Annotated in this window: 22 protein-coding genes and 1 tRNA gene; 13 read left to right on the forward strand and 10 right to left on the reverse strand. The window is 74.0% G+C overall.

What is annotated here, in order from left to right; genetic code table 11:
* Positions 1-96 precede the first annotated feature (96 nt).
* Positions 97-768 carry an LON peptidase substrate-binding domain-containing protein gene (locus tag VNF07_00345; GenBank protein HVB04689.1) on the forward strand — a complete coding sequence of 224 codons (672 nt, stop codon included), beginning with the start codon at positions 97-99 and terminating at the stop codon, positions 766-768.
* Positions 769-967: 199 nt separating this feature from the next.
* Here VNF07_00345 and VNF07_00350 read toward each other — a convergent pair whose 3' ends face one another.
* Both VNF07_00350 and VNF07_00355 read right to left on the reverse strand, forming a co-directional pair.
* Entirely contained in the window at positions 968-1,798 is an 831-nt protein-coding gene (locus tag VNF07_00350; GenBank protein ID HVB04690.1) for an aldo/keto reductase, read from the reverse strand.
* Positions 1,799-1,821: 23 nt separating this feature from the next.
* Positions 1,822-2,244, reverse strand: coding sequence for a DUF3052 domain-containing protein (locus VNF07_00355; GenBank protein HVB04691.1), 423 nt, complete (start codon positions 2,242-2,244; stop codon positions 1,822-1,824).
* A gap of 642 nt (positions 2,245-2,886) precedes the next feature.
* On the opposite strand from VNF07_00355, the gene VNF07_00360 reads away from it, so the two are divergent.
* The 6 genes from VNF07_00360 to VNF07_00385 all read left to right on the forward strand — a co-directional run bounded on the left by VNF07_00360 (position 2,887) and on the right by VNF07_00385 (position 9,231).
* Positions 2,887-3,690 carry a prolipoprotein diacylglyceryl transferase family protein gene (locus VNF07_00360; protein HVB04692.1) on the forward strand — a complete coding sequence of 268 codons (804 nt, stop codon included), beginning with the start codon at positions 2,887-2,889 and terminating at the stop codon, positions 3,688-3,690.
* Positions 3,687-4,478, forward strand: coding sequence for a class I SAM-dependent methyltransferase (locus VNF07_00365; GenBank protein ID HVB04693.1), 792 nt, complete (start codon positions 3,687-3,689; stop codon positions 4,476-4,478). Before VNF07_00360 ends, VNF07_00365 begins: the two co-directional genes overlap by 4 nt.
* A complete protein-coding gene (locus VNF07_00370; protein HVB04694.1) occupies positions 4,475-5,113 on the forward strand; it encodes a M15 family metallopeptidase in 639 nt (212 codons plus the stop codon). The genes VNF07_00365 and VNF07_00370 overlap by 4 nt, the downstream gene beginning before the upstream one ends.
* Complete coding sequence (locus VNF07_00375; protein HVB04695.1) at positions 5,110-5,874, forward strand: hypothetical protein; 765 nt, start codon at positions 5,110-5,112, stop codon at positions 5,872-5,874. The genes VNF07_00370 and VNF07_00375 overlap by 4 nt, the downstream gene beginning before the upstream one ends.
* Before the next feature lie 50 nt (positions 5,875-5,924).
* Positions 5,925-7,526, forward strand: coding sequence for a hypothetical protein (locus VNF07_00380; GenBank protein ID HVB04696.1), 1,602 nt, complete (start codon positions 5,925-5,927; stop codon positions 7,524-7,526).
* A 109-nt stretch (positions 7,527-7,635) separates the two neighbouring features.
* On the forward strand, positions 7,636-9,231 hold the full coding sequence (locus tag VNF07_00385; GenBank protein HVB04697.1) for an enoyl-CoA hydratase-related protein: 1,596 nt from the start codon (positions 7,636-7,638) through the stop codon (positions 9,229-9,231).
* 137 nt (positions 9,232-9,368) lie between these two features.
* On the opposite strand, the gene VNF07_00390 is transcribed toward VNF07_00385, so the two are convergent.
* On the reverse strand, positions 9,369-9,965 hold the full coding sequence (locus VNF07_00390; GenBank protein HVB04698.1) for a hypothetical protein: 597 nt from the start codon (positions 9,963-9,965) through the stop codon (positions 9,369-9,371).
* 421 nt (positions 9,966-10,386) lie between these two features.
* Between VNF07_00390 and VNF07_00395 the strand changes: the two genes are divergently transcribed.
* Positions 10,387-10,707 carry a type II toxin-antitoxin system PemK/MazF family toxin gene (locus tag VNF07_00395; protein ID HVB04699.1) on the forward strand — a complete coding sequence of 107 codons (321 nt, stop codon included), beginning with the start codon at positions 10,387-10,389 and terminating at the stop codon, positions 10,705-10,707.
* 168 nt (positions 10,708-10,875) lie between these two features.
* On the opposite strand, the gene VNF07_00400 is transcribed toward VNF07_00395, so the two are convergent.
* A tRNA-Leu gene (locus VNF07_00400) sits at positions 10,876-10,949 on the reverse strand.
* Position 10,950: 1 nt separating this feature from the next.
* Positions 10,951-12,507: a carboxylesterase family protein gene (locus VNF07_00405; protein HVB04700.1), complete on the reverse strand. Its 1,557-nt coding sequence runs from the start codon at positions 12,505-12,507 to the stop codon at positions 10,951-10,953.
* A 108-nt stretch (positions 12,508-12,615) separates the two neighbouring features.
* Between VNF07_00405 and VNF07_00410 the strand changes: the two genes are divergently transcribed.
* Complete coding sequence (locus tag VNF07_00410) at positions 12,616-13,866, forward strand: C40 family peptidase (protein ID HVB04701.1); 1,251 nt, start codon at positions 12,616-12,618, stop codon at positions 13,864-13,866.
* 12 nt (positions 13,867-13,878) lie between these two features.
* Here the strand turns inward: VNF07_00410 and VNF07_00415 are convergent, their stop codons facing one another.
* Complete coding sequence (locus VNF07_00415) at positions 13,879-14,568, reverse strand: GNAT family protein (protein ID HVB04702.1); 690 nt, start codon at positions 14,566-14,568, stop codon at positions 13,879-13,881.
* Between the two features lie 83 nt (positions 14,569-14,651).
* Here VNF07_00415 and VNF07_00420 point away from each other — a divergent pair, with 83 nt between their 5' ends.
* The 3 genes from VNF07_00420 to VNF07_00430 are packed head-to-tail and all read left to right on the forward strand — an operon-like array spanning position 14,652 to position 18,858.
* On the forward strand, positions 14,652-17,246 hold the full coding sequence (locus VNF07_00420; protein ID HVB04703.1) for a glycosyltransferase: 2,595 nt from the start codon (positions 14,652-14,654) through the stop codon (positions 17,244-17,246).
* A gap of 5 nt (positions 17,247-17,251) precedes the next feature.
* Positions 17,252-17,662, forward strand: coding sequence for a hypothetical protein (locus VNF07_00425; protein ID HVB04704.1), 411 nt, complete (start codon positions 17,252-17,254; stop codon positions 17,660-17,662).
* 2 nt (positions 17,663-17,664) lie between these two features.
* Complete coding sequence (locus VNF07_00430; protein ID HVB04705.1) at positions 17,665-18,858, forward strand: hypothetical protein; 1,194 nt, start codon at positions 17,665-17,667, stop codon at positions 18,856-18,858.
* On the opposite strand, the gene VNF07_00435 is transcribed toward VNF07_00430, so the two are convergent.
* Entirely contained in the window at positions 18,798-20,726 is a 1,929-nt protein-coding gene (locus VNF07_00435) for a DUF501 domain-containing protein (GenBank protein ID HVB04706.1), read from the reverse strand. The genes VNF07_00430 and VNF07_00435 overlap by 61 nt on opposite strands.
* 78 nt (positions 20,727-20,804) lie before the next feature.
* Here VNF07_00435 and VNF07_00440 point away from each other — a divergent pair, with 78 nt between their 5' ends.
* On the forward strand, positions 20,805-21,836 hold the full coding sequence (locus tag VNF07_00440) for a transglycosylase family protein (protein ID HVB04707.1): 1,032 nt from the start codon (positions 20,805-20,807) through the stop codon (positions 21,834-21,836).
* A gap of 2 nt (positions 21,837-21,838) precedes the next feature.
* On the opposite strand, the gene VNF07_00445 is transcribed toward VNF07_00440, so the two are convergent.
* From VNF07_00445 to VNF07_00455, 3 genes are read right to left on the reverse strand one after another with little or no spacing between them, the layout of a single operon-like run.
* Positions 21,839-22,288 (reverse strand): hypothetical protein, encoded by a 450-nt coding sequence (locus VNF07_00445; GenBank protein HVB04708.1) that lies wholly within the window; start codon positions 22,286-22,288, stop codon positions 21,839-21,841.
* Entirely contained in the window at positions 22,285-23,106 is an 822-nt protein-coding gene (locus VNF07_00450) for a heavy metal-binding domain-containing protein (protein ID HVB04709.1), read from the reverse strand. Before VNF07_00450 ends, VNF07_00445 begins: the two co-directional genes overlap by 4 nt.
* Positions 23,107-23,132: 26 nt before the next feature.
* Positions 23,133-23,993: a heavy metal-binding domain-containing protein gene (locus tag VNF07_00455; protein ID HVB04710.1), complete on the reverse strand. Its 861-nt coding sequence runs from the start codon at positions 23,991-23,993 to the stop codon at positions 23,133-23,135.
* Positions 23,994-24,050 lie beyond the last annotated feature (57 nt).

Genomic DNA, 24,050 nt, shown 5'->3' on the forward strand with positions numbered 1-24,050 from the left:
TTGGCTCCTCGCTCGATCCGACGGGTCGCGTGACGGTATCCCGCGTCGGAGGGCCCTTTGCAAAGCCCCTCATTAGGCTCGGCCCGTGGAGGTGGGATGAGCGACGCGGCGACAGGGACGGTGCAGCAGCCCGGCGAGCCGCGGCCGATGGCGATGTTCCCCCTCGGGACCGTCCTCTACCCGCACGCCGCGATCCCGTTGCACGTCTTCGAGCCCCGTTACCGGCAGATGATCCAGGACTGCCTGGAGGGCGAGGGCGAGTTCGGCGTGGTGCTCATCTCCCGCGGCGGCGAGGTGGGAGGTGGCGACGAGCGCTGCGGCGTCGGCACCGTCGCCCACATCGAGGCGGCCTCCCCCTTCCCCGACGGACGCTTCGCGCTGCTCTGTGAGGGGCGTCGGCGGATCGCGATCGAGGAGTGGCTCCCCGAGCAGCCCTACCCGAACGCCCGAGTGCGCGAGCTCGCCGCCTCCACCGCGGCCGTGGACCCCGAGCTCGTCGCGGCGACCGAGCGGACGGTGCGACGGGCGCGGGCGCTGCTCTCCGAGCTCGGCGAGGCGCCGGCGCTCGCCGGTGACCTCGGCCTCGGAGACGATGCCGACGCCGCCTCCTGGCGCCTGTGCGCCGTCGCTCCGCTCAACCCCTACGACGCACAGCGCCTCCTCGAGACCGACGACACCGCGGCGCGCCTCGAGCGACTGCGGATGCTGTGCGTGGAGGTCGCCGACGACCTGGGCCGCCTGCTCGCGGAGGGGAGCTCCGAGAGCTGAGGCGACCCCGCTCGTCCCGGGCGGCGCCGTCGGGGGGTGGCGCGGGCCGCCCAGGACGAGAGACCAGGCTTCAGGGGGTGGGGTCTCCCCCCTCAACCGAGCCGGGACGGCCCCTCGCACTTCGCAGGTGCCGTCCCTCCCCCGAGTGTGCCCGGCCAACCTGTGGGTCGCCTGGACCGACCCGCAGCGCCCGCTGTGGTTACGCGGCGCGTAGGCGGCCGAGCTCGTCGTCGGTGAGCTCGAGGAAGAGCGCGCCGAAGTTCTCCTCGAGGTGCGCGACCGAGCCGGTGCCGGCGATCGGCAGCATCGCCGGTGAGCGCGCGAGGAGATAGGCGATCGCGACGTGGATCGGCGGGACGCCGTGCGCGGCGGCGACCTCGCGCGCGACCGGGTGCTCGTCGGCGCCGCGGATCGGCGCCCACGGGATGAAGGCGACGCCCTGCTCGGCGCAGGCGTCGATCAGTCCCTCGGACTCGCGGTCAGTGAGGTTGTAACGGTTCTGCACCGAGGCGACCTCGACGATGCCCTGCGCCTCGCGGAGCTGCTCGGCCGAGACGTTCGAGAGGCCGACGTGGCCGACCTTGCCCTCGGCCTTCAGCTCGGCGAAGGTGCCGACGGAGTCGGCGAAGGGGACCGCCGGGTCCGGGCGGTGGAGCTGGTAGAGGGGGATCTGCTCGAGGCCGAGGCGGCGGAGGCTGCCGTCGCACGCCTCTCGCAGGTGCTCGGGGTGGCCGTCGGGGAACCAGTTGTTCGGGCCGCCGCGCAACAGCCCGCCCTTGGTGGCGATCACGAGATCGGCGCGATAGGGCGCGAGCGCCTCCGCGATCAGGTCCTCGGAGACGTCGGGGCCGTAGGCGTCGGCGGTGTCGATGAAGTTGGCGCCGAGCTCGAGCGCTCGCCGAAGGACGGCGTGCGCCTCCTCGCGGTCGGCCGGCGGCCCCCAGATCCCCGGGCCGGTGATGCGCATCGCGCCGAAGGCGAAGCGGTTGACCTCGAGGTCACCGCCGATCGTGATCGTTCCTGGGGCCATCGCTCCTCCTCGAAGTTCGTCGGTCAGCGCCGCCGCAGCGCCTCGCGCTGGGCGACGCGGTGGACGAAGCGCAGCGAGGACCATCGCTCGCCGAGGGCCGCGACCTTGACGTCGACCAGCCCGCTGGCGAGGCCGAGGGACCGCACCACGTTGTCGGTGAGGTCGCTCACCCCGCCGCCCGCCCGCCGCGGCCACGCGAGCCACAGTGCGCCGTCCACGGTAATCGCGGCCCCGAGCGACGTGACCTCGGACTCGAGCTCCGCCGTCGTCGCGAAGAAGGCGATGACCACGTCGGCGGGGGCCGCGGGGGCCGAGCCGGCCACCTCGACCGTGGCGCGCTCGGGGAGGTCGGCGAGGGCGAAGCCGTCGCGGGGGTGCACGAGGACGACCCGGTGGCCCGTCTTGATCCCGAGCTTGCGGGAGATCGCGAGCGGCTCGTCGCTCACCGGGTCACCGTGAGCGGCTGCACGGGAAAAGGCGCGCGGTGGCGCCGCCCTCCCTCGCCCGAGCGAGGGCCGCGACCGCTCGCCGCGCCGCGGCGGCCGCCCCTTCGGTCATCGCCACCAGTCTCGCGGAAGGGGACGCGGGCCGATCGCTGTGGACAGCACTGTTGGTGTCCTGGGGACGAGAGGAGGATTTCCACATTTCGTTGTCGACAACTTCTGGATTTCGCGAAACGCCCTTGACCCCCCCTCGGCGGTGGCGCAAGCTGCTCTCACCAGGGAGAAAGCGACGGACCTTGGAGCGAACGGGCAGCCCTCCGGGGCAGTCAGATACTCCAAATAGGGAACTCGCCGGAACCCTGGTGACGGTGAGAGGTTGTGAGGACGGGGTGCTTCTCGGAGCTCGTACGGTCTCGCAGCGCCGCTGCAAAGCGGACGGCTTCTCCGGTGGCGCCGCAAGGCGACCCGGAGGGGACGTGCTCACTGGGCACTGGCCCCGGGAAGTCCGGGCGGTTTCGGCCGCACGGCTACCCGGGGCTTTGCCGCGTCCCGAGGGCGCGGGCGGCGGCGACATACTGGACGCGTGTTGCGGGAGCGGTCTGTCGGCGCGACCGCCGCTCCTGAGCGGGGCCCGGTGAGCAGCCGGTGAAGCCGATCCCCGTCGACTTCCACCTCGGACCGCTACAGGTCCACACCTACGGCATCGGCCTCGCCCTCACCTTCTGGTTCGGCTACGGCTACTTCAGCCGTCGGCTACGCGACGCCGGCTACCCCGACGGCTGGCTCGCGGGCACCTTCGTCCTCGTCGTCGTGGCCGCGGTGGTCGGGGCGCGCATCGTGCACGTCGTCGCGAACTTCGGCTACTACTCCTCCAACCCCATCGAGATCCTCGCCGTCTGGCACGGCGGCCTCTCCTCGTTCGGCGGCCTCGGCCTCGCCCTCCCCGTCGGCTTCCTGAGCGCGCACCGCCGCTGCCCGAGCCTCGCCGGGTCGGTGGCCGCCGACCTCCTCGCCCCCGTGCTCGTCGCGGCGTGGGCGCTCGGCCGCCTGCTCGGCCCGCAGCTGATGGTCGCCGGTGGCGGCAAGGCGACGACTGCCTGGTACGGGATGTACTACGCCGGCGAGGTCGGCCGTCGCATCCCCGTCCCCCTCTTCCAGGCGCTCGAGTGCGGTGCCGTCTTCGTGCTCGCGATCGTCCTCGAACGGCGCCTCGCGCACCTCGGGATCGCGCCGGGAGCAGGCGTCGTCTGGCCGCTCGTCGCCGGGCTGTGGGGACTCAGCCGCTTCTTCGACGAGTACCTCTGGCTCGGCCCCGACAACGGCACCGACGCCGTCGAGATCGCCGCGCTCTGCTTCTTCGCCGTCGGCGGGGCGCTCAGCCTCTTCGCGTTCCTGCGCCAGCGCCACCGCCACGCCGCCGAGCAGACCCTCACCGAGAGCATCCCGTGAGCGACGAGGTCGTCGGCCGCCCGCGCGGGTACCTCGCGACGGGACGGGCGATGAGCTTCGGCGAGCAGGCCGACCTCTACGAGCGGGTGCGTCCCGGCTACCCCGAGGCCCTCGCCGCGGCGCTCGGCGCACGGCCGGGGCTGCGGCTGCTCGACGTCGGCTGCGGCACGGGGAAGGCCTCGGCGGCCTTCCGCGCCGCCGGTTGCGACGTCCTCGGCATCGACCCCGACCCGCGCATGGCCGAGCTCGGTCGCGAGCGGGGCCTCGAGGTGGAGGTCGGGCGCTTCGAGGAGTGGGAGACCGCCGGACGGCGCTTCGATCTCGTGATCGCCGGCCAGGCGTGGCACTGGGTGGAGCCGCGGATCGGGCCGACGAAGGCCTCGCGGCTGCTCGAGCGGGGCGGCCGTCTCGCGCCCTTCTGGAACTACCGCCACCCTGCGGGGCCGCTGCAGTCGCGCCTCGAGCCGCTCTACGCCCGCCTCGCACCGGCCCTCCTCGAGCACTCGCCGCTCCTCGGCACCGTCGACGACATCGAGGAGCTCAACCGCTACGCCGAGGCGATCACCCTCTCCGGCGTCTTCGAGGTGGCCGAGATCCTCCGTTTCCCCTGGACGACCAGCTACACCACCGAGGAGTGGGCCGGCCTCTCGCGCACCCAGAGCGACCACCGCCTCCTCGCCCCCGAGGCCCTCGAGGAGCTCCTCGCCGCGGTCGGCGAGGAGCTCGCGCACGGGGGGCCCTGGGTGGTCGACTACGAGAGCGCCGTCGTGATCGCGACGCGCCGGTGATCCCCGCCGCGGTCTCCCTGACGGCGGCGCTCGCGCTGGCGCCCGCCGTCGCGCCGGCCGCGCTCCCTGCCTTCTCGTCGTCGATCGCCCCCGTCACCGCTGCCTCGCTCGCTCGTACCTGGCGCGCCGGCTGCCCCGTCGGGCCGGCCTCGCTGCGCCTCGTGCGGGTCGACTACGTCGGCTTCGACGGGCACGCCCATCCCGGCTCGATCGTCGTCAACGCCCAGGTGACCGCCGCGGTGGTCACCGTCTTCCGCACCCTCTACGCGGCGCGTTTCCCGATCCGCAGCATGATCCCCGAGGCGGCCTTCGGCGGGAAGGACCCGAGCTCGATGGCGGCGGACAACACCTCGGGCTTCAACTGCCGCTACGCCGTCGCCGACGGCCCGCCGAGCTGGTCGGTGCACTCCTACGGCGAGGCGATCGACGTGAACCCGGTCGAGAACCCCTACGTGCTGAACGGCGCCGCCGAGCCGGCCGCGGGTGCCCGCTACCTCGCCCGCGGCGACCCCCGCCCCGGCATGGCCGTCCCCGGCGGGACCCTCGTGCGGGCCTTCGCCGCGGTGCACTGGTTCTGGGGCGGGCGGTGGAGCGCCTCCCCCGACTACCAGCACTTCTCGCGCACCGGAGGATGAGGCGCCGGCGGTGGCGCGACGCGCTGCGCGCCCTGACGGCGCCCGCGCTCGTCCTCGGGGGCCTCTTCTCGCCCGCTCGCCCAGCGGCCGGCGTCGTCGCTGCCCTCACCGCGGCGCGCTGTGCGACGCCGCTCCCGCGCCTCGCGGCCCGGGCACCGGAGGTGCTCGTGACGGTCACCGCGCCGAGCTTCGCCGCGGTGCAGGGCGAGCTCTCGGCCTATCGACGCTCGGGTGCCGCCTGCTTCGTCCGCGTCGCGGGGCCCTACCCGGCATGGCTCGGGAGCGGCGGCCTCTCCGCGCACCACCTCGAGGGGGACGCGACGACGCCGGCCGGCCTGTTCGGGATCGGGAGGCTCCTCTACGGTGCGGACCCCGATCCCGGCCTGGCGTCGCCCTACCACCGCCTCTCGTGCGGCGACTGGTGGGACGAGGACCCCCGCTCGAGCTCCTACAACCGCTTCGTGCACCTCGCCTGCGGGGCGCGCCCGAGCTTCGGGGGTGGGTCGGAGGCGCTGTGGCGCATCCTCCCCGCCTATGACGCGCTGGCGGTGGTGGAGTACAACGCGGCGCCGGTCGTGCCGGGGCGGGGATCGGCGATCTTCCTGCACGTCGCGACGGGGTCCCCCACGGTGGGCTGCGTGAGCGTCGCGAAGGCGGCGCTGCTCAGCGTGCTGCGGGCGCTCCCGCCCGCAGGCGGCGCGCTGATCGCGATCGGCACCCCCGCCACCCTGGCGGCGCTGCGGCGACCGGAGAACCTCTGAATTCGCCCCGCCGTTTGCGCCGCGGGCGTCGCGCGCCTAGGAGTTCCCCCGTGCGAGCGCCGGCCGTCGACGGCACCCCCCGCGCCCGCGCGCTGACGACGGGCTGGCTGGTGGTCGCCCTCGTCACCCTCGCGGTGCTCGTCTTCGTGGCCCTCCTCGACTCGGCGGTGCACGCCGTGGTGGCGAACTCGGACTCCGCGACGGTCGCCCTCGAGGGGAGGGCGCTCGCGCACGGCAACCTCACCTTGAGCGGCTGGTCGCTCTCGCTCGACTCGTTCTGGACGATCGACGCCCTCTTTTACGCCGCCGGGGTCGCCGTGCTCGGTTTCGTGCCGGCGCTCAACCACGTCGTCCCCGCGGCAATCGCCCTCGGCGTCGTCCTCGTCGGCGCGGCGATCGCCGCCGGGGGCGCGGCGCGGCGCGGCGCGCTCGTCGCCGCGCTCTGCGTCACCGTCTTTCTCACGTTGCCGGCGCACGCCCTCGCCGCCTTCCTCCTGCAGGGCCCCTGGCACGTCGCGACGACGCTCTGGTGCCTCGTCGCCTTCCTCGCCCTCGGGCGCGGGCGGACGCGCTGGCGCTACCCGCTCGCCGCGCTCTTCCTCGCCGGCGGCCTGCTCGGCGACCTGCAGACGGTGGGGATCGGCGTCGCGCCCGTCGCCCTCTCGGGGCTGCTCGCCGCCGCGCGCACGCGACGCTGGCGCAGCGCGCTCGGCGCACTCGGGGTGGCGGGTTGCGCGGTCCTCGGGGCGGTCGCCGTCCGGGCGCTGACGAGCGCCCTCGGCGCCTTCAGCTTCCACGAGGCGCACCACACGGCGAGCCTCGGCCAGATGACGAGCGACCTCGGCCACCTCGCCTCGTGGGGGCTCGCGCTGCTCGGGGTGGTGCGCGGCCCCTACGACGGCCCCGCGCTCCCCTTCCCCATCGAGGCGGCGCACCTCGTCGTCGCCCTCGGGATCATCGTCGGCCTCTCCGCCAGCCTCCTCGGGAGCCTGCGCGGCGCGCTCGCGGGACACGCCGACCCCGAGGGGCGCTTCCGCCTCGACGACCTCCTCGTCCTCGGCTTCCTCGGTGACCTCGCGCTCTTCGAGGTGCTGACCCTCAGCAAGAACCCCGGCTACGCCCGCTACCTCACCCCGGCGGTGATCTTCGCGGTGCTGCTCGCGGCGCGTCGCGCCGCCGAGCTCGCCGACCGCCCCGCCCCGCCCCGACCGCGGCGCGCTGCGCTCGCGGTTGTGCTCGCCTGCACGATCGGCCTCGCCGCCGGCCTCGCGATCGACCTCCACCAACCGGTGCCCCGCCAACCCGTCGACCCCGTCGACGCCTTCCTCCTCGCCCACCACCTCACCGAGGGGATCGGCGACTACTGGGCCGCCTCGATCGTCACCCTGGAGAGCCGCGGCGCGGTGACGGTCCGTCCCGTGGTCGCCGACCCGGCGGGCACCATCGTCCGCGACGGCCGTCAGTCCGACGTCGGCTGGTACCGGGGGCGGGCCTTCCAGTTCCTCGTCTACCAGCGCGCCCCCTACGGCAGGGTGAGCATCGCGACCGTCGAGCACACCTTCGGCCGCCCGGCGCACCTCTACGCGCTCGGGAAGTACTACGTGGTCGTCTGGCCCCACCTCCTCGTGCTCCCGCCCGGCCAGTACCCGTAGCGCGCGGCGGGGAGGAGATTCCGAAGAGCTGTCCGACTACCAGGCGATCAACACGACGCCCGGCGTCACCCCCAGCCGCGGGCTGCAGGGCCCGGAGACCGCCACCACGGTGCGGGTCCAGGACGGCAAGACGATCACCACCGACGGCCCCTTCGTCGAGACGAAAAAGGCCCTGAACGGCTACCTCATCTACGAGGCCGAGGACCTCGACGCGGCGATCGAGCTCGCGGCGCGCATCCCGGCCGCCCGCCTCGGCGGAGGGATCGAGGTGCGCCCCGTCATGGAGTGGTGGCGAGCCTCGAGCAGACCTTCCGCGAGGAGTGGGGGCGCGTCGTCGCCATCCTCGTCGGCCTCCTCGGCGACTTCGACCTCGCCGAGGGGGGGCGAGGAGATAGAAGAGCAGCGGCCCGAGGTGGTGGAAGCCCTTCCTGCTGTAGGGACCGAGGAGCTGTTGGAAGCGCGCCGCGCGTTGCACGTCGAGCTCGATGAGCGCCTGGTCGCCGTAGAGGACGGGATGGCCCGCCTGCAGGACGATCCGCAGGGCCTCGGCGAGCGGGAAGGCGGCGACGGAGGCGACAGCGAGCCAACCGCGCGAGCGACTCCCCCCGGCGTGTCGGCGACGGGGACGCCGAAGGCGCCGGGGCCACTCCGGTCGGAGTGCTCGGTGCCGCGGCGCGGGTCGGCCGGGGTGGGACGAACACGCTCACGTCGTGCCGCGTCGCTCGCGCCGGCTCGCGGCCGCTGGAAGCTGCTCCCTCATCGGCTCCGGCAGCACCCCGCGGCCCTCCCCCGAGCGACAGACCCTCACCCTTACGGCTGTCCCGAGGAGGAGGATCACGGCCCTCGAGCGCGCGCCACCGTCGCACCGCTGCACAGGCGCCCCTCCTCATCTACCTTCGGTCGGGCGCCGCGGCACTCGCGGGGTGCAGCCGCTCCGAGGAGCGGGCGCGGCCGGGCACCGAGGACGGCGACGACGAAGGGACAGACGATGGCGCACGAGGTGGATCTCGACGGAGAGGGCGCGGTCGCGGAGATCGTGCTCCGCGGCCCGCAGGGCAACTCGCTCGACCGCGAGGGGATCGAGCAGCTGCGCGCGTCACTGCTCGAGTTGCGCGGGAGCGAGGCGCTGCGCGCCGTCATCGTCGCCGGGGCCGACGGCGGCTTCTGTGCCGGCCGCCTCCGCGACCGCTCCCTCACGACCAAGGACGAGATCGCCACGGACCTGGCGCCGATCCTCGCCCTCAATCGCGTCTTCGACAGCTATCCGGTCCCCGTCATCGCGGCGGTCGAGGGGCAGGCCTACGGCTTCGGTTTCGGCCTCGCGATGCTCTCCGACGTCGCCATCGCGGGGGAAGGGGCACGCTTCGCGCTCACCGAGCTCGCGCATGGGATCCCCCCGCTCATCGTGTTCTCGTACCTGTTCCGCCTGGTGCCCTACAAGGTCGCGTTCGACCTCTCGCTCACCGGGCGCGAGCTCGACACCGAGGAGGCGCGCCGCCTCGGCCTGCTCACCGAGATCGTCCCCGACGGCGGCGCTCTCGGGCGCGCACGGGAGCTGGCGGCCCTCGTCGTCCAGACCGATCCCACGGCGATCGCGCTGCTGAAGGAGTACTCGAGGAAGAACGCCGCGCTTGTCGACGAGGACGCCGCGGTGAGCGGAGCCGACCGCATCGCCGCGCTGCTCGCAGCGAGCACGCCGCACTGACGGCTGGCGCCGCCTCCTCGCCCGGGCGGTCGGCGACGCGAGCTCGTGCAGCCCTCTCCCCGCTCGGCCCGGGCAGCTCCCCTGCGGGCGAGCCCCCTCGAGCGGCCCGATGCCCGATCCGGATGCCGGGGGCAGGCCTAGCGAGCGAACCGGAAGGCCCCGTCGTCGATCTGCAGCGGGTACCCACCTCGGAGCACGCCGAGCGTCGAGGGGGGCGTGATCGCAGCGGCCGGCCCGTGTGTCGGACGACGCACGCCCTCGGCGTAGCCCTCCCGCGTCCAACGCACGAGGCGATCGCCGAGCACGAGATGGGGCTCGTCGTCGAGCCGCACGAACGCGCCATCGGGGAGATCGCGCCACGGCTCCGGGTGCGACCTTCGCTGCCGGGTCCTCGGGACGAGTCGTTCGCTGTGCAGCTGCTCGTTCATCTCGGCGGCGGACGGTGCGGCGCCGCCGAGCTCGGCGGCCCACGCGTCGCGGTACGCGTTGTATGCCGCCCGGCGGCACTCCGCGCACGGTCGGTGGCCGGCGGCGAAAGCGAGGGCCTCGTCGTGAAAGAAAAGGGAGGTGTAGCGATTCGCCAGCCACTGTTCTCGCCATCGCCCCCGGAACTCGAGCGCGCAGACGATCCAGAGCTTTGATGCGAACGGTCGGACGATCTCCTCACCGCGGTGGAGCACGCCGCGGTTTCCGGTCCAAGCGCCCCGAAGCGGGAACGCCTCGATGTCGCCCATCGGCGTGACGCGATTGCGAGCTGGGTGGTCCACTCCGCCAATTATCGGTCCTCGGTCGGGCCGAGTTTGAGCAGGTGTTGCACCGAGCTTGGCCGTATCGGTGGATCCTCGACGCGCCGGACCTGTCGAACGGGAGCCTGACGCCGGAGATTCGATCCGTGCAGGGAAACCTTCTGCAGCCGGATGCGCTAGCACTATGTGCTGCGGTCGAGCGATAGCATTTTATTATGGCTTCATCGAGAACGACCTTCACGCTGGACGAGGAGTTGGCTGATCGCGCCCGCCAGCTCGGAGTCAACGTCTCGGCGGCGGCACGTCAGGGAGTCGCTGATGCCGTGCGCGCCGCGTTGGCGCGCTCAGACCGAGAGGCCTATCTGAGGCACCCCGAACGTGCGGACCCCGACTGGAGCGAAGCTGACGCGTGGGGGGAGCCTTGAGACGCGGTGAGCTGTGGTTGGCCGAGGTGGGTCGCAAAACTCGACCCGTCTTGCTGCTCACCCGATCCGAGGTCCTCGACGTGCGCGACCTCGTCACCGTGGCCGAGATCACCACGTCGATCCGGGGTCTGGCCGCGGAGGTGGGCATCGACCACGTCGAGGCTGGCTTGGAACGACCCTCTGCCATCAACTGCGACGGTCTTCACACGATCACCCAGGCATCGCTCACCGGTCCGATCGGGCGAGTCGGCGACGAGATCATGCGCAAGGTCTGCTCGGCGATCAGCTACGCGCTTGGGGGCTGACCTGAGGAATGCAAGAGAGTCCTCGGCCGGCGCGGGGCAAGGCGATCGGATCGCGTCCGATGAGCCGGCACCGAGAACATTTACGACGCCAACACAGTCAGCACTCAACAACAGCCTGGCTACGTTCTCATAAGAAGCGGTCCACCCAACGGGGTCAACCGCACACGGTGGGGACGGAGGGATTCGAACCCTCACTGGAAGCGGTTTAAGCGCCCTGCCTCTGCCACTTGGGCTACGTCCCCTTCATCGCCTCGCGGTGGAGGCCTCCCGTTCGGACGCGTCGACGAGGTGTTCCGCCCAGAGGCGCCGCTCCGCCTCACCCACGGCGACGGAGATGCCGATCGAGGGGCCGAGCAGCATCGTGCGACGGTCTGGGAGGTACTCGGGCCAGCGGCCCGCCCGTCCTCCGGAGGGGTCCCCCAGCGCGGCGAAGCGGGCCCAGGCACCCTGCACGGCCTCTGCGAGGGCGACCGCCTCCGGGCCGCCACCGGAGAACATCGCCACCACCGGGTTGGCGAGGGTCCCGAAGACGAAGGGCAGCTCGATGCCGTGGCAGGCGCCGAGGTTGCCGTTCAGGAAGGGTGAGCGCCAGTCGAAGCGGTAGTTGAAGACCCGACCGTGCGGGGACTGCGCCTCGGCGAGGCGGAGCGCAGGTAGCCGGAAGACGCCGTCGGTCGCGATCGCGTCGAAGAGTGCGCGGCCTGCTTCGGCACCGCCGTGGCGGGCGGCCGCATACTGCTGGACGAAGGTCGGCGCGAGCCCCTCGAGCTCAGGGGCGGTCGCCGCGAAGAGCTGCTCGACGAGGGCGGTGAGGCGCGCCGCGCCGAGCCCCTCATCGACGAGCTCTGTCGAGAAGAGGGCGAACTCGTCGCGGGTCGTCCCGATCAGGAGCTCCTTCCCGGCCGCCACGCCCCGCCGGATCGCGGCGAGCGGGTGGATCGGGAGCACGCCGGGCTCGATCGTCGGACGGAAGGGCATGCTGAGCAGGCCGCCGCGCGAGGCGGAGAGCGTGGCCGAGGCCTCGAGCAGTTCCGTCGTCGCTACGCCGAGGAGGGCCCGCCGCTCGACCCCGGGCAACCCAAGGAGCGCGGCGAGCTCCTCGGCGGTGGCGGTGGCGCGCTCGGGGCGGTCGACGAGCACGGCGCCGCTCTCGAGCACCGCTCGGGCGAACAGCCCCTGCGCCTCGGGCGCGCCGAGGAGGTCGGCGACGAGCATCGCGCCAGAGGACTGGCCGACGAGGGTGACGTTGTGCGGGTCGCCCCCGAAGAGCTCGGCGTGCCCGCGCACGAAGCGCAGCGCGGCGAGGACGTCGGTGAGCGCCCAGTTCCCCTGCGCGCGGCCCTCGGTTGCGGCGAGTGCCGGATGCGAGAGGAAGCCGAGCGCGCCGAGCCGGTAGTTGACGGTGACGACGACGACGCCGGCGCGAGCAAGGGCCGCCCCGTCGTACATCACACCCGCACCGCTTCCGGTCGCGAAGGCGCCGCCGTGTACGAAGACGAGCACCGGGCGCCCCGCGCCCGGGCAGGTCGAGCTGAAGACGTTGAGTTGAAGGCAGTCCTCTCCCTGCAGGGTGGGGTCGCCGGGCACGTAGCTGCCCACTCCGGAGGGGGGTTGCGGGGCGATCAGCCCGGGCCTGCGGCCGTCCCGGACCCCCTCCCAGCGCTCGGGCGCGACGGCCTCCGCGAAGCGGAGCTCGCCGAGGGGCGGGCGGGCGTAGGGGACGTTGTAGAGCGAGAACACCTCACCCTCGACGCGGCCCTGGACTGCGCCGAAGCGCGTCGTCAGCGTGTCGCGCGACAACCACAGGCTCCTTCACGCCTCACCACGATCTGAGTGACGCTACCCACGTCCGGGCGCCGCGGCTCCAGATGCTTTGACAAAGACGGCTGCTGTGGCCAAAGTTAACGAGTGTTACGACTGAGGATTGGCACCGCCGCGGTCGCACTCACGGTCGCCGCGTCCGTCGCGCTCCCGCTGCACGCCGCCTCGGCCGCGCCCCCCGATCCCTCGAACGGCCAGGTCCAGGGCCTCCAGGCTAAGGCAGCCGGCCTCGCCCAGCAGATCGCCTCCGACACCGAGAGGGTGCAGGTCGCCGGGGAGCAGTTCGACCAGGCGAACGCCACCCTGCAGCTCGCCCAGCACGCCCTCGCCAAGCTGAAGCGGCAGCTCGCGGAGAACCACGTCGCGGTCACGGTCGCCGCCACCAAGGTCCGGAACGCGGCGGTCGCCGCCTACGTCCTCGGGGTCGGCGCGAGCGCGCAGTTCGGAGCGGTGCTCACCAAGAACATCGCCGACAGCGGGACCGTCAGCACCTACGCCGGCTTCGTCACCAACACGCTCCATCTCGACGTCGTCGGCCTGCAGGCGGCGCGCGCCAAGCTGCAGAGCTCCGAGCAGGCCGACGCCGTGCAGGTGCAACGGGCCGCCACCGCCGCGGCACAGGCCCAGCAGGCGAGCGCCGCGGCGACCGCCGCGCAGGGCGCCGCGAAGCAGGCGCTCTCCCAGGTGAAGGGGAACATCGCGCAGCTCATCGCCGAGCAGGAGGCCGCCGCCGCGGCGCGCGCCGCCGCGGCCGCGAGGGCTGCCGCGGCCCGCCAGGCGAAGGCCGCCGCAGAGGAGCGGGCGCAGCAGGCGGCGACCATCGCCCAGGAGGTCGCGGCGAGCGGCGGCGCGACCGCGGCGAGCGCGGCGAACGCGGCGTCGAGCTCCGCTGCGGCGTCGGTCGGGCTGCCGAGCCTCTCCTCGTCGGGCTCGAGCGGCGGGGGCAACGCCGCCGTCGCCGCGGCCGAGTCCTACCTCGGTGTCCCGTACGTCTGGGGGGGGGCGAGCTCGAGCGGGATGGACTGCTCGGGCCTCACGATGGTCGCCTGGGCGAGCGCGGGGGTCAGCCTGATCCACAGCGCGGAGTACCAGTACGACCAGTCGGCGCCGGTCAGCCTGAACGCCCTCGAGCCGGGGGACCTGCTCTTCTACTACTTCCCGAACGACGGCGCCGGCTCGGTGACGCACGTCGCGATGTACGTCGGCCAGGGCCCCTACGGGGCGAACACGATCATCCAGGCACCCCAGACCGGGCAGACGGTCTCCTACGCGCCGATGTACTACATCGGCTTCGTCGGGGCGGGGCGCCCCTCCTCCTCCGCTTCGAACGCGCAGTGAGCCGCGGCCCGGTCAGCGACCGGGCGCCGCGCCACTCTCCGCGAGCGGGGCGAGCCAGGTCGCGACGTAGCGGGCCTCGCGCTCTTTCCATTCCGGCGCGGTGATCGCGTAGCGGACGTGATCCTCCCAGGTGCCGTCGATCTCCAGGTAACCGACCGCGATCCCCTCGCCGCGCAGCCACAGCTTGCGGGCGACGGCGCGGCTCGCGGCGTTGCGCGGCACGATCGAGATCTGCACCCGGTGGAGGCCGAGCTGCTCGAAACAGAAGCGGAGGAGCACGACGCAGGCCTCGGGGACGTACCCCCTCCCCGCCTGCGCCTCGTCGATCCAGTAGCCGATGTAGCCGCTCTGGAAGGCACCGCGCTGCACCGAGGAGAGGTTGATCTCCCCGGCGAACTGTCCGTCGACGAAGATGCCGAAGCCGAAACCGGTGCCGAGCTGTCGCTCGCGGTCGCGCATCGCGCAGCGGGCCGAGAAGGTCGAGCGGTCCTCGACCGGATAGGGCGCACCCGCCGGGCGGGGCTCCCACTTCACGAGCCACTCGCGGCAGCGGGTCCGGACCTCCTGCCACTGTGGGTAGTCCTCGGCGCGCAGCGGCCGCAGCACGACCCGCCGCCCCACCAGCTCGCTCGAAGCCTCGAAGAAGGTCACCGGGCGCCCCTCCCCGCCGGGGGGCTGCCGGTGTCCGCTGTGCTGCTCCACGGTCCCATGGTGGCAGATCCGCCGCCTACACTCCGTGGGCGGCTTGCGTCGGGCACGGACGCTCGCGTGAGGCTCCGAGGACGATGACCGAACCCACCCGACCGCTCGCCGACGGCCAGCTTGCCGAGGCCGACCTGGCGGCCGGCCTCGAGTCGGTACCCGAGCCCGCCACCACCCTCTGGCTGGTGCACGGCGTCCCGCAACCCCCCGAGGCGGCCGTCCTCCCCCGGAGGCTGCTCGCCGAGGTCCGGCGCCTCACCGCCGAGCTCTCCCTCGACGGCCGGCCGCTCTCGACCGAGGCCCTTTCGTCGCTGCCGGCGGCACGGCGGGCGGTCCTCGAAGAGTGCTTCGCCGACGAGCTCGCCCGCGGTGCCAGCCTGTGCGTCGGGGACGACCTCGCCCTCACGCTGCTCGCCCTGTGGCGGGGCCTCGCCGGACCGGGGCTGCGGGTGCTCGTCGGTGTCTGCCCGCTCCCGACGCCCCCCCGGGCCCGCTCGGAGCGCCCCGAGGTCGCCCTCGCCCACGAAGAGCAGGCGTTGCGGGCGCTGCTCCTCGAGGGGGCAGGGAGCGACGTCGAGATCCTCGCCCTCGACCCTGCGCCAGGCGCAGCGGACTGGGAGGCCTTCCCTCCCGAGCTCCTCGCCCTGCACGCGCTCGTGCGCGGCCTCGCCGGACGCCACCGCGACTTCGCCCCGCCCACCCCTGGCCCCGAGAGCCACTCGGGAGCCGCCCTGCTCGCACTGAGCGCCGATCTCACGCAGGCGGCGACGGCGATCGACTACCTCGCCAGCCGTCTCGAGCCGGTGCTGCGCACCGAGGTCGAACGGACACCGCTGCGCGGCCCCGGGGTCGAGGGGGGGCGCGAGGAAGAGATCGTCGAACCGACCGAGGACAGCCGCTACCCCCTCGACGCGGGCCAGGACCGCGCCGCCTACCACCGCTGGCTCGCGGCCCGCCGCGAGCCCGCCGTGCTCGGCGGCGGCCCGCCCGGGCGCCACCGCGCCGCCACCCGCGCGCCGCGCGGCGCACCCCTCGTGAGCTTCCTCGTCCCGGTCTTCCGGACCGAGCCCCGCTGGGTCCTCGAGCGGTGCGTGGCCTCGGTGCTGGCACAGCGCCACGCCGGGTGGGAGCTGTGCCTCGTCGACGACGGTTCGGGCGATCCCGAGCTCACCGCCTACCTCGAGTCGCTGCCGAGGCTCGACCGTCGGGTGAAGGTCGGCGCCCTCGCCACCTCATCGGGGATCTCCGCGGCGACCAACGCGGCCCTCGCCCTCGCGAGCGGACGCTTCATCGGCTTCCTCGACCACGACGACGAGCTCTCGCCCGACGCGGTGGCGAGGGTCGCCGCTGCCCTCGAGACGGAGCCCGAGGCGGACCTCCTCTACTCCGACGAGGACAAGATCGACGAGCTCGGCGGGCGCTTCGACCCCTTCTTCAAGCCCGCCTGGTCGCCCGACCTCCTCCTCAGCTACGCCTACACCTGCCACCTGAGCGTGCTGCGACGCGGCCTGCTCGACGAGCTCGGCGGGCTGCGCTCGGCGTTCGACGGAAGTCAGGACTACGACCTCGCGCTGCGGACGAGCGAGCGGGCGCGCCGGATCGTCCACCTCCCGGAGATCCTCTACCACTGGCGGAGCCTGCCGAGCTCGGCGGCGAGCGGTGCCACCGCGAAGCCGTGGGCCTACGAGGCGGGGCGGCTCGCGATCGCCGACGCGATGGAGCGCCGCGGCGAGCCCTCCGAGGTCACCGAGCACCCCGACTTCCCCGGCCGCTACCACGTCCGCCGCCGCGTGCAGGGCCGCCCCCTCGTCTCGGCGATCATCCCCTTCCGCGACGAGCCGGGGTTGCTCGCGACCTGCGCCGAGTCGCTGCGCGAGGCGCCCGGCTACGACCGCCTCGAGCTCGTGCTGGTGGACAACGGGAGCGAGCTGCCCGAGACCGAGGCGCTGCTCGCCGAGCTCGGCCGCCAGCCCGACGTGCGGATCGTGCGCGACCCCGGACCCTTCAACTGGGCGGCGATCAACAACGCGGCAGCCCGCGAGGCGAGCGGCAACCTGCTCCTGTTCATGAACAACGACATGGAGGCGCGCGTGCCGGGGTGGCTCGACGCCCTCGTCGGTCATGCGCTGCGCCCCGAGATCGGAGCTGTCGGCGCCCGCCTCGTCTACCCCGACGGCGCGATCCAGCACGCGGGGGTGGTGATCGGCCTCGGCGGGATCGCCGGACACGTGCTGCGCGGCCTGCCGGGCGCCCTCCCCGGCTACGCCTCGATGGCGATCTCCACCCGCAACTGCTCGGTCGTGACCGGCGCCTGCATGATGGTGCGGCGGGAGGTCTTCGAGGCCGTGGGCGGCTTCGACGAGGAGCTCCCCGTCGCCTTCAACGACGTCGACTTCTGCCTGAAGCTGCGCGCCGCCGGGTACCTCGTCGTCTACACGCCCCTCGCCGAGCTCATCCACCACGAGTCCCGCAGCCGCGGCCACACCGACGACCTCGCCGAGAACCAGCGCATCCGCGAGCGCTGGGGGGAGGCGCTCGTCGCCGGGGACCCCTACCTGAATCCCCACCTCTCCCACTGGCGCTACTGGTGCCCCCTCTCGTCCGCACAGGAGGACTACCGATGGAAGGTCTACCTGGAGACCCCGCCGCAGCCGCTCGACTCGTTGACGAGCACGTGAGGGCGGTGGCCGAGGCGAACGGCAGCCACCCCAGCCGCTGGATGCCCGAGGCGAGCCTCGACGAGCTCGTCGCCGGCTACGACCGTCACCCGATCCACGTCCACCCCGCGATCCACCACCTCCACCACCGCTGGGACATGGGCCACGCGCTGCGCCTCGAGGGGAGCGGCAAGAGCCCGAAGGCGCTGCTGCGGCGGCTGCTGGCGCGCCTCATCAGCGCCGCGCTCGACCGCTACTTCACCGAGGAGCAGGAGTACCGGGCGGCCGTCGCCCAGTCCGTCGACGCCGTCGCCTACCGCGTCGACGAGATCGCCGCCTCCGACGAGCGGGCGATCGTCGAGATCGTCCGCCGCGACCTTCTCGACCTCGCGCGCTACGTGGACGAACGCATCGACGAGCGACTCGCCGACCGCTGAGGATGGCCACGCCGAGGGTCGCCCTCGTCACCGAGCACTGGGGGGCCGCCCCTTCGGAGGCGGTGACCGTCACGCGGCTCCTGGCCGGGGCGCTCGCGCGCTCGGCGAGCGTCGAGGTCGTGCACCTCACCCACGCGCCCCGTCGGCCGGCGGGGGGTCGCGACAGCGTCTTCGGCCTCCACGAGCTCCCCGTCACCTCCGAGCGGCACCTCCACGAGGCGCTCGTGCGCACCGCGCTGGCGCGCGCCGGGCGGCCGCTCTCGCCGGCCCTCGAGGCGGTCGCCGCCCCCTTCGCTACGGTCGAGGGCCTCGCCGGCACGCTCGCCGCGATCGCGCCGGACGCGATCGTCCTCACCGGCCACGAAGCCCCGCTCGACCCGGCCGACCTCGAGGCCACCGGAGTGCCGCTCACTTTCGTGCCGATCCTCGGCGATCTCGGCCGGATCGGCGAGCAGCGGATCGCCCGCCTCGTCGACGGCGCCAGCAGGGTGCTGTCGGTCAACCCCGCCGAGGAGGAGGCGCTGCGCGCCCGCTACCCGGCGCGCTCGGGGGCGATCGTGCCCCTCGAGCTCGCGCTGCCGCTCAACCGCGCCGCCACCGGCCACATGCTCTTCGGGGTCCACTGGTTCGGCCGCTACGTGCTGCTCATCCGCTCCTTCCCCCCCGGTGGCCACCGCTACGCCCGCTCGGTCACCCGCGAGCTGCTCTCCTCGCTCCTCGGGGTCTCGGTCGCGGAGGTCGACGGCGAGCGCTTCACGATCTCGGACCGCGACAACGCCGTCGATCTCCCCGTCAACCCGACGCGCGTCAACCTCTGGCGGCTGATGGCGCACGCCGCGGTGACGATCGACGCCCGCCCGGCCGGCCCCTTCGGCCAGGAGGCGATCGAGTCCCTCCTCCTCGGCACCCCCGTCGTCGTCCCCGCCGGCTCGGCGGCGCACGCCGTCGCCCGCGCCTCGGGGGGCGGCCTCTCCTACGTCGAGCCGGGCGACCTCGTCGACGCGGCGCGCTCGCTGCTGCGGCCGGGAGCCGGCGAGGAGGCCGGTGCCGCCGGCCGTTCCTGGGCGGAGACGACGCACGGCGACGCCGAGCGCTTCGTCACCCACCTCGCCGGGGTCGTCCTCGGCGGGGGGCGTCAGGCGGTCGCGGCGAGCAGCCCGGCGGCGATGCCGTCGAGGATGTCGGACTCGGAGTAACGGGCCTCGTCGTGGCCGAGGACGGCCATGACCTCCCCGAAGATCAGCGCCCCCGCGGCGATCACGTCCGCCCGCCCCGCCTCGATCCCCGGGCGGGCGCGCCGCGCCGCGACCGGCTCTGCGAGGAGTGCGGTTGCGAGCTCCTCCACCTCGCGGCGGCTGATCAGTCGGTGGTGCAGCGCCGCCCGGTCGTACTCGGCGAGGCCGATCGCCAGCTGCACGAGGGTGGAGACCGTCCCCGCCACCCCGATGCAGCGGCGCGCCGTGCCGAGGGCGGGCGCTGCGACGAGGGCGGCGCCCGCCTCGTCCGCCACGAAGTGGCGGGCAGCGGCGACCTCCTCCCGGCCGGGAGGGTCGCTCGTGAAGAAGCGCTCCGTGACCCGCACGCAGCCGAGGTCGAGCGAGACGGCGACGGGGTGCTCGGGATCCTCCCCGGCGGCGACGAGCTCGGTCGAGCCGCCGCCGAGGTCGACCACGACGAAGGGGCCCTCCGCGGGGTCGAGCCCGGCGGTCGCCCCGGCGTAGGAGAGGCGCCCCTCCTCCTCGCCGGCGAGCAGCTCGGGGGCGCGGCCGAGGACCTCCGCGGCGGCGGCGAAGAACTCCTCGGCGTTCGCCGCGTCGCGCGCCGCCGAGGTCGCGGCGGCGCGCTGCGCGACGACGCCGTGGTGGTCCATCAGCGCCCGGTAGGCACGCAGCGCCGCGAGCGTGCGCGCGATCGCCTCCTCGGAGAGGCGGCCCGTGCGGTCGACGCCCTCGCCGAGACGGGTGATCGTCATCTCGCGCTCGAGCGTCGTCCCGTCGGGGGCGACGATGAGCAGCCGCGTCGAGTTCGTCCCGCAGTCGATCGCCGCCACCGGCCCGGTGAGCTCGCCGCGAAGCTCGTCCGCGACCCAGCGGCCGACGGGGTCCGCGCCCCCCGCCAGGTACCAGGCGAGGTGGGCGTGCAGGCACTTCACCCCGACGCGGGTGCCGCCGACGCCGCCGCTCGGACGCGGCCCGCGGTGCGCGGCGGGGATCGTCGCGTCGCGCGCCGCCGCGTGGCGGGCGTGCGCCGCCTCGACGAGCGCCGCGGGGACCGCCGCTGTCGCGCGCCGCACTCCCCCCGCCGCCTCGAGGCGCCCCACCGCCTCGGCCTCCCGCCGGCCGACGAGCCAGTAGCTGGTGGGCATCGGCGTGCCGTCGTCGAGGAAGGGGGCGTTCTCGATGACGATCGGTCGGCCGTCGGCGCCGCGCACCGCGACGCGGTAGGCGCCGGCAGGCTCGCGACCGAGGAGGGAGGCGATCAGCGCTCGCTCCTCGCCTCCCTCGGCGGTGGGCGTCGGCGGCGCCTCCTCGGCGGTGGGCGTCGGCGGCGCCTCCTCGACGGCGGCCAGCTCCTCGACGAGCTCCGGGCGGGCGCCGAGGAGCAGCGCCGGGTCGCCTTCGAGCGGCGCGAGCGCCCAGATCTCCGCTGCCAGGCGGACGAGCCCGGAGCGGCCGGCGGCGCTCGTCGCGACGACGACGGGGTGCGCCCGCTCCGACAGCAGCGCGCGCCAGGCCGACGCCTCGGTCTCCGGCGCGGCGGCGCGCCCCGGCGGGACGGGGAGCGCGACCGTGAGCGCGTCATGGCCCTCGCGCTGTGCCCAGTCGATCGCGACGCGCAGCGCCGCCGCGGCGCCGCCGTGCGAGTGGTCGACGAGGACGGTCGCTGACTCCGGCAGGCCCACCGCCTCGCTCTCCTCCGCGACGAGCACGATCAGCTCGTCGTAGCCGGCAGCCGCGGCGCTCGCCGCGACCGCCGCGACGCTCGCCGATCCGGGTCGCCCACCACCGCCGCGCGACCGCTCGGGGCTCCGCCCGGGACCAAGGACGACCGCTGCCACGCTCATCGGCGCAGCGTATCGGGCGCCCCCGCGGCCGCCGTGCCCTTTGCCACGCCCCGACCGGGCTGGTTAGCGTTTCGCCCCGTGACCGCCTCCGGGGCCGGTCGACTCGTTCGACCCATCGCTGTCGCGGCCGCGTTCGCCGCTCTCAGCCCGCTCGTCGCCGGGCCAGCCGGCCGCGCCACCACCGTCACCTCGCTCTCGGCGCGCGCCGACGCGATCGCCGCCAGCGTCGAAGCCGACCAGGGCCGCCTCGCCGTCGTCGGCGAGCGCTACGTCGTCGAGTCGGCCGCCCTCACAGCGGCGCGCGGGCGCGAGGCGACGGCGCGTGCCGGGGTCGCGGCCGACTCCGCGCACATCGCCGCGGACCGCGCCTCGCTCAGGGCCTCGGCGATCACCGCCTACGTCGAGGCCGGCTCCGCCTCCACCCTCGCCCTCTACCTGAGCGCGGGGACCGAGGTGGCCTCGACGGGCAGCGCCTATCTCAACGCCGCGAGCGGCGAGCTGCAGGGGCGCATCGCCTCCCTCGACGGCGACGAGCACCGTCTCGACGTCCTCGACGCGACCGCGCGCGCGGAGGCGGCGAACATCAGCGCGGCCCTCAGCCAGCTCGGGAGCGACCGACAGTCGGCGCTCACCGAACTCGGCGCCGAGCGCCAGGCCCTCTCCTCGGCCCGCGGCCAGCTGGCGGCGCTCGTCGCGGCGCGGGCCGCGGTGGCAGCCCGGCGCGAAGAGGCGCGGGCGGCGGCGGCGGCTCAGGCTGCGGCGGCCGCGAATGCTGCGGCGGCGACGAACGCTGCGGCAGCTGCGGCGAGCGCCGGGCCCCCCTCGCTCGCGGCGGTGACCGCCGCCGCGCCCTCGACGCCCGCCCCCGGCTCGGTCGCCTCTGCCTTCGCCGGGATCCGCAACTGCGAGTCGAGCGGCGACTACGGACTGAACACCGGGAACGGCTACTACGGCGCCTACCAGTTCAGCGCCAGCACCTGGGCGGGCCTCGGAGGCTCGGGGCTGCCGTCGAGCGCCGCGCCGAGCGCCCAGGACGCCGCCGCCTACCGCCTCTACCAGCAGGACGGCTTCGCGGCCTGGCCGGAGTGCGCGGCCATCCTCGGCCTCTAGCGCTACGCGCCGAGCAGCCGTTCGAGGGCGAGGCGCGCCCGCTCGTTCTCGGTCGCGAACTTGCTGAGGGCGCTCGCGAAGGCAGCGCTCCACTCGTCCAGGCTGACCTCGCGGTGGCTGATCGCCACGCCGCGCACGCTCTTGGTGAGCGAGGCGACGAGGCGCCCACTGCGCCGTTCGAGCTCGAGGCGATCGTCGCCGAAGGCGACGCGGATCGCCCGCACCTCACCGGAGCGGCCGGCGACGCGGTCGCCCATCGAGCGCTGGCGGTCGATGGTGAGCACCCCCTCGGGGAGGGTCTCGCCGAGGGAGGTGACGAGCACCCGCTCGTAGGTGGCGAGGTCGGCGAGGTCGGCGCGCAGCGCGGCGGCGAGCATCTGCACCTGCTCGGCGCGCCCCTCCTCGGCGAGGTCGGCGGGCTCGAGCTCGCCGCCCGGTCCCTCGCTGCTCACGAGTCGGTGAGCGGGAGCACGAGCTGCGGCGTCGGGATGTGGTGGTCGGCGCGCAGCGGCCGGATGGCGGTGCCGATCGCGAAGAACTCCGTCGTGTGCCCGCCCCAGCGGTGCGGCAGCGAGAGCAGCTGCACGCCGACGATCCCCTCGGCGTGCAGCGCCTCGGCCTCGGCCTGCATGCGGCTCATGGCGAGCTCGCGGGCGTCGTAGAGGGCCTCGGTGAAGGAGGTGATCTCGACGTTGCGGCCGACGTTCGCGAGCGCCGACATCGAGCGCTGGTGGGCCATGTGGTACACGCAGCTGCCCATCACCATCCCGAGGGGGGCGTAGCCCGACTGGATGAGGGTCCAGAAGTCCTGCCCGGAGAGGTCCGAGGTGAAGGGCTTGTTCTCGTCGTTGCGCCAGGTGCCCTCCTGCTCGTCGGCGATCACCGCCGTGCCGACGGCGATGAACTCCGCGAGGTCGTTGCCGAACTCCTTGAACTCGATGTCGAGGCGCACACCGACGATCCCATCGGCGCCGAGGGCGTCGGCCTCGGCCTCCATGCGTCCCATCGCGAGCTCGCGTGCGTGGTACATCGCCTCGGAGAGCTTCTCGAGCTCCTGGTTCTGCCCCCAGCGCCGCGCCTGCAGGCCGACGTGGTAAATGCTCGAGCCGAGGACGAGGCCGACCGGCCGGAAGCCCGCCTCGCGCACGAGGAGGAACTCGTTCACCGTGAGGTCGGAGGTGAACAGCGCCCCCGGCGAGCCGGGTTTCATTTCCGCGAGGCGCTTCATCGCGTCCTCGGGGACGCCGAGGGCGGTCATTTCATCGGACACGGGGACTCCTCATGTGGGCCGGCCTTTCAGCGGAGGGGGAGCATCGACAGCGGCGCGTGCTCGGGGTAGGGGTTGGTGGCGACGAGCGCCGTGGCGACGAGGGTCGCCTCCGCGATGTGGTCGCGGTGGCCCTCTCCGGGCTCCATCTCGCCGATCTCGAGACGCATCGGTGTGGGGAGGATCGCGCCGGTGGCGCCGAGCTCGCCGAGGCGGCGGCGGAGGTCGCCGCGCACGTCGCGCCGCACCGTCTCGACGAGGTCGGTGTAGCCCGGGACCTCCATGTTCGGCGCCGAGAGGTAGGTCGACTGGCGGGTCATCCAGTCGTCGTGGCGGACGCCGACCGAGATGCCGACGATCACCGCCGCGGGGAAGTAGCCGCCCTGCATCAGCTTCAGCAGGTCCTGCCCGGCGAGCGTGGTGGCGAAGGGCTTGTCGAGGTGCAGGCTCCCGGCCGCGCGGACCGCGGTGCCGAGCGCCATCATCTCCCGGCTGCCGTCCTCGAGGCGCCGCTCCTCGAGGCGGACGCCGACCACGCCGTCGCCGCCCAGGGTGCGGCACTCGAGGAGCATGCGGCCGAGGGCGCTCGCCCAGGCGCCGCGCTTCGCGTCCACGTAGGGGGCGAAGCCGAACGCGCCGCGCGCGTTCGAGGAGGTCACGGTGTACTGCGGCGGCGCCATGCCGTAGTACCAGCCGCAGCCGCCGTAGCCCGACCAGCCGAGGTGGACGACGATGCAGCCCATCACCTCACCAACGGGCGAGAAGCCGGCGACGGCGACGCCGAGGTGGCTCGGCACGCTGAGCAGGCTCGTTGCCACTCCCGAGCGGTTCGCCCGCTCGAGGCGGGCCGCTGCGGCCGGCGGAAGTCCCCGCCCGTCCCACTCCCTCACTGCCACCTCCGGGTCGGCCGCACGCTACCGCGCCCCGGCACCCGGCGGCGCCGCCGG

It is taken from the genome of Acidimicrobiales bacterium, assembly GCA_035533595.1.
Lineage (GTDB): Bacteria > Actinomycetota > Acidimicrobiia > Acidimicrobiales > Bog-793 > DATLTN01.